4 protein-coding genes are annotated in these 3866 nt (G+C 64.6%); 1 reads left to right on the top strand and 3 read right to left on the bottom strand.

What is annotated here, in order from left to right:
• Positions 1-299: 299 nt before the first annotated feature.
• Positions 300-707, top strand: a complete 408-nt coding sequence (locus tag EN750_RS22745) for a carboxymuconolactone decarboxylase family protein (RefSeq protein WP_127397712.1) — start codon at positions 300-302, stop codon at positions 705-707.
• A 4-nt stretch (positions 708-711) separates the two neighbouring features.
• Here EN750_RS22745 and EN750_RS22740 read toward each other — a convergent pair whose 3' ends face one another.
• The 3 genes from EN750_RS22740 to EN750_RS22725 all read right to left on the bottom strand — a co-directional run bounded on the left by EN750_RS22740 (position 712) and on the right by EN750_RS22725 (position 3816).
• Positions 712-1599 (bottom strand): amidohydrolase, encoded by an 888-nt coding sequence (locus EN750_RS22740; RefSeq protein ID WP_189526388.1) that lies wholly within the window; start codon positions 1597-1599, stop codon positions 712-714.
• On the bottom strand, positions 1599-2735 hold the full coding sequence (locus EN750_RS22735) for a VWA domain-containing protein (RefSeq protein ID WP_127397710.1): 1137 nt from the start codon (positions 2733-2735) through the stop codon (positions 1599-1601). Before EN750_RS22735 ends, EN750_RS22740 begins: the two co-directional genes overlap by 1 nt.
• A 199-nt stretch (positions 2736-2934) precedes the next feature.
• Entirely contained in the window at positions 2935-3816 is an 882-nt protein-coding gene (locus tag EN750_RS22725; RefSeq protein WP_127397709.1) for a MoxR family ATPase, read from the bottom strand.
• Positions 3817-3866: the final 50 nt, after the last annotated feature.

Here is a 3866-nt window from a genome sequence, read left to right as displayed (position 1 = left end):
GAGCAAGGAGCGCAGCGACGCGGCGCAGACCCGAGGATCCATGCCGCGACTTCCAAGCGTCGCTGCGGTGCAGGATTCTGTTCCGCTGTACGCTTTGCGAGACGTCACGGAATGGATCCTCGGGTCTCCGCGACGGCGCTTCGCTCCTGCTTCGCCCGTGGATGACGAAGTTTAGGTGCCTCGGCTAATCTTCAACGCTATTGCGCGCCAAAAACTGAGTCAAAGAAGCTGGTTAGCCGCCTTTGCTCGAAACTTGATTCAACGAACCAGTTCATCGATCGAAGCGAAAGGACCACACCATGACCACCACAAGACTCCTCAGCGATGCCGAGGTCGAGAAAATCCCGGCCGTGAAAGCCGTGTTCGACGACATCCGCGCGACGCGCAAATCTGATTTCGTCAACAATTTCTGGCGCGGGCTGGCCAATGATCCTCCGGCGCTGAAGCGGATCTGGGAGCAGTTGAAGGTGGTGATGGTCGCTGACAGCGCCATCGACCCGCTGACCAAGGAGATGATCTACATTGCCGTGTCGACCGCCAATGGCTGCTCTTACTGCGTCCACTCGCACACGGCGGCGGCTCGCGCCAAGGGCATGACCGACGCGCAGCATGGCGAGCTGGTGTCGATCATCGGACTGGCCGGCCAGACCAACCATCTGGTGACGGCGATGCAGATCCCGGTCGATCCGCAGTTCGAGGTTAAGTGAAGCGTCACACCGGCCGGTAAACCTTCTCCGTCGTGTTCCAGAAAATATCCGCCTCCGCCGCCGCACCATGCCTGGCCACCGCATCGCGGTGCGCCTTGATCAGCTCGGCGTGGCTGGTCCACAGTTTTTCGATCGGGAAGTTCGAGCCGAACATCAGATGGTCGGCGCCCAGGATCTCGATCGCGTTGTCGACGATATAGGCAATCAGCGCCGGGTCGTTGCGATGGACGAAGGTGCCGAGGCCGGAGAGCTTGGCGTAGAAGTTGGGGGCGGCTGCAAGCGTGCGCAGGCCTGCCTTCCAGGCTTCGGTGGTTTCCGGCTCCATGCCGGTCAGCATACCGGCATGGGTGAGGATGAAATTCGTCTCCGGGTTTTCGCCGACCAGCGTCAGGCCGTCCTTCATCTGAGCGGGGAAGAGCTGCAGGTCGAAGGAGAGGCCATAGTCCTTGAGCCGCGCCACATTGGCGCGCACCTTGGGGTCGATCACCTGGTCGGCGGAGGCGGCGAAGCGGAAGGCCGGGGTCTCGTGCCAATGCAGTTGCATGCGCACGCCGCGCAGCAGCTTGTATTTCATCAAGCGATCGATCTGCGGCCTGATATCGTCGACGGTCATGTCGGTGTAGCCGACGATGGCATGCGGCCAGCCGGTTTCGTCGGATGTCTTCTGCAGGAAGGCGACTTCCTTCTCGAAATCCTCCTTGGCCCAGTTGGTCTGGACATAGACGGCCTTTTCGACGCCTGAATCCCTCTGGTCTTCGAGAAATTCCTCGATCGGGTAGTCGCGCCGGATCGGCTCGTAGGGACCGAAGATGCGCGGCACTATCGGCCCGACCAGCCAGGGCTGGTCCTTTTGGCGCCAGATGTGGAAATGCGCGTCGATTGTTTTCTGCATCATGAAACCCTCTTCCAGATTGCCGCCGCCGCCGGAGCAGGGCGAGCGAGCGACAGGATGAAATCGGTGAGGCTTTTCACCGACGAGCCGTCGATGAGGTCGTCCAGGTCAGGCAGGATGGCGCGAAGTGCAGCCGTTGCCGGCCGGAAGCGCGGGTCGCCGGCTAGCGGTGTGGCCAGCGACAGCCGGAAAGCGCGGGCGCTCAGCCGTCGCATCGCCGTCTCCATCTCGCCATGATCGCCGCGCTCCAGCGCGTCGGACAGGATCACGACCGTGGCACCGCGTGCAAACGACGAGAAGCGCGGCACCGAGAGGAAGGCGAGCAGCGTCGGTCCCATGCGGGTGCCGCCGTCCCAGTCGTCGACCTGGGCCGCCGCGCGCGCCAGCGCCTGGTCGCGGTCGCGGATGCGCAATGCCGTGGTGATGCGCGTCAGCCGCGTGCCGAAGGTGAATATCTCGGCGCGGTCCGCGCCTTGCACGGCGGCATGCGCCAGCTTGAGATAGTCCGCTGTGTGCAGCTTCATCGAGCCGGAAACGTCGATCAGCAGCAGCAGCTTGCGCGGTACGGTCTGGCGGCGGCGCAGCAGTGGCGAGGGCACGTCGCCATCGGCGCTGACTATTTCCCTGAGCGATCGGCGCAGATCGAGCTTACCGCGCGAGTGGGTGCGTACGGTGCGGAAGGAGCGCCGGGCTGGTAAAGCGGTCGAGAGTTTGCGACGAAAGGCGGTCAGCCTGTCGTCGTCGCGCTGGAAGTCGCGGGTACTCAGCTGCTCCAGCGCCGAAGAGAGGTCGCCGCCCTCTTGGCTTTGTTCGGCCTCGAGCCGTTCGTCGTCGGCGCCGCCATCATCCTTGATGCGAGTTTCCTCGTCGTCGTCGCCTTCGACCACGGCGGACGTATTGCCATAAAAGTGGCTCTGGAAATGCGCCTCGAATTCGTCGCGGCGGTCGGGCGGCGGCGCCAGCGTGGCAAGGGCCGCCTCGCGGATGTCTGCCATCGAGCGCGGCCCGAGCAGGGTCACCGCCTGCATGAAGCCGGAGACCTGCTCGGGGGCGATGGCGAAACCATAGCGGCGCAGCAAGCGGCCGAAGCTGAGGAAGGGCGCAGCGGCGCGAGGCAAGCTTGTTTCCCGCATCATTGCGTGGCGCCCCCCTCTGTCCTGCCGGACATCTCCCCCTCAAGGGGGGAGATTGGCAGGTTCGACGCTTCGCCCTGTTCGGCGACGTGAGCGATTAGCGAAAGCGGGGATGACATCCGATCTCCCCCCTTGAGGGGGAGATGCCCGGCAGGGCAGAGGGGGGCGCTCTCCCGCCAGCATTGCAAAATGACCTCCCGCGTCACGCCAGCGCCTCCTCGACGATCCGGCCAAGCTCCGGTGCGATGTAGGAAAGGTCCTCCTCGTCCTTGATCAGCACGCCGATGGCGCGGCGGAAGGCTTCCGGCCACGGGCTGCCGCCTCTCTCCAGGATGGTCGCCGCGTTGGCCCATTCGACGGCCTCGGCGATGCCGGGCGGCTTGGCCAGCGGCCGAGCGCGAATGGTCTGCACGGCTGTCGCCACGGTGCGCGCCGTTGCTTCAGCCACATTGCCGGCGCGCAGCATGATGATGGCGGCCTCGCGCTCGGCGTCGGGATAGCCGATCCAATGATAGACGCATCGGCGGCGCAGCGCTTCGGCGAGCTCGCGGGTGCGGTTCGAGGTCAGGATGACGATCGGCTGCGCCGTGGCGCGGATGGTGCCGCGCTCGGGAATGCTGATCTGGAAATCGGACAGGAATTCCAAAAGCAGCGCTTCAAATTCGTGGTCGGAACGATCGATCTCGTCGACCAGCAGCACGCGTTGTTCCGGCGCCTTCAGCACCTGCAGCAGCGGTCGTGCGATCAGGAAACGGTCGTCGTAGATGTCGATCTCATGCTCGCCGGCATGGCGGATGGCAAGCAGTTGGCGCTGGTAGTTCCATTCGTAGAGCGCGTGCGCGGCGTCGATGCCTTCATAACATTGCAGCCGCACCAGATCGCGGCCCAGCAGCTCGGCGATCGCTTTGGCCGCTTCCGTCTTGCCGACGCCCGGCGCGCCTTCGAGCAGCAGCGGCTTGCCCAGCCGGATTGCCAGGAAGATGGCCGTCGAAAGGCTCTCATCCGCCAGATAGCGCGAGGCGGCCAGATGCTGCGCCACCGCCTCCGGCGAGGTCGCTGATGTCTCGGCGCTTGTCCCGGTCATTTCGGCCCTCAGTTCGCCGCTTGCGCCTTCAGCGCGCGCAGGATGCGCTC

The organism is Mesorhizobium sp. M7A.F.Ca.ET.027.03.2.1, assembly GCF_003999175.1.
In the GTDB taxonomy this organism is placed as follows: Bacteria; Pseudomonadota; Alphaproteobacteria; order Rhizobiales; family Rhizobiaceae; genus Mesorhizobium.
This window is presented reverse-complemented; position numbering and strand designations above follow the sequence as displayed.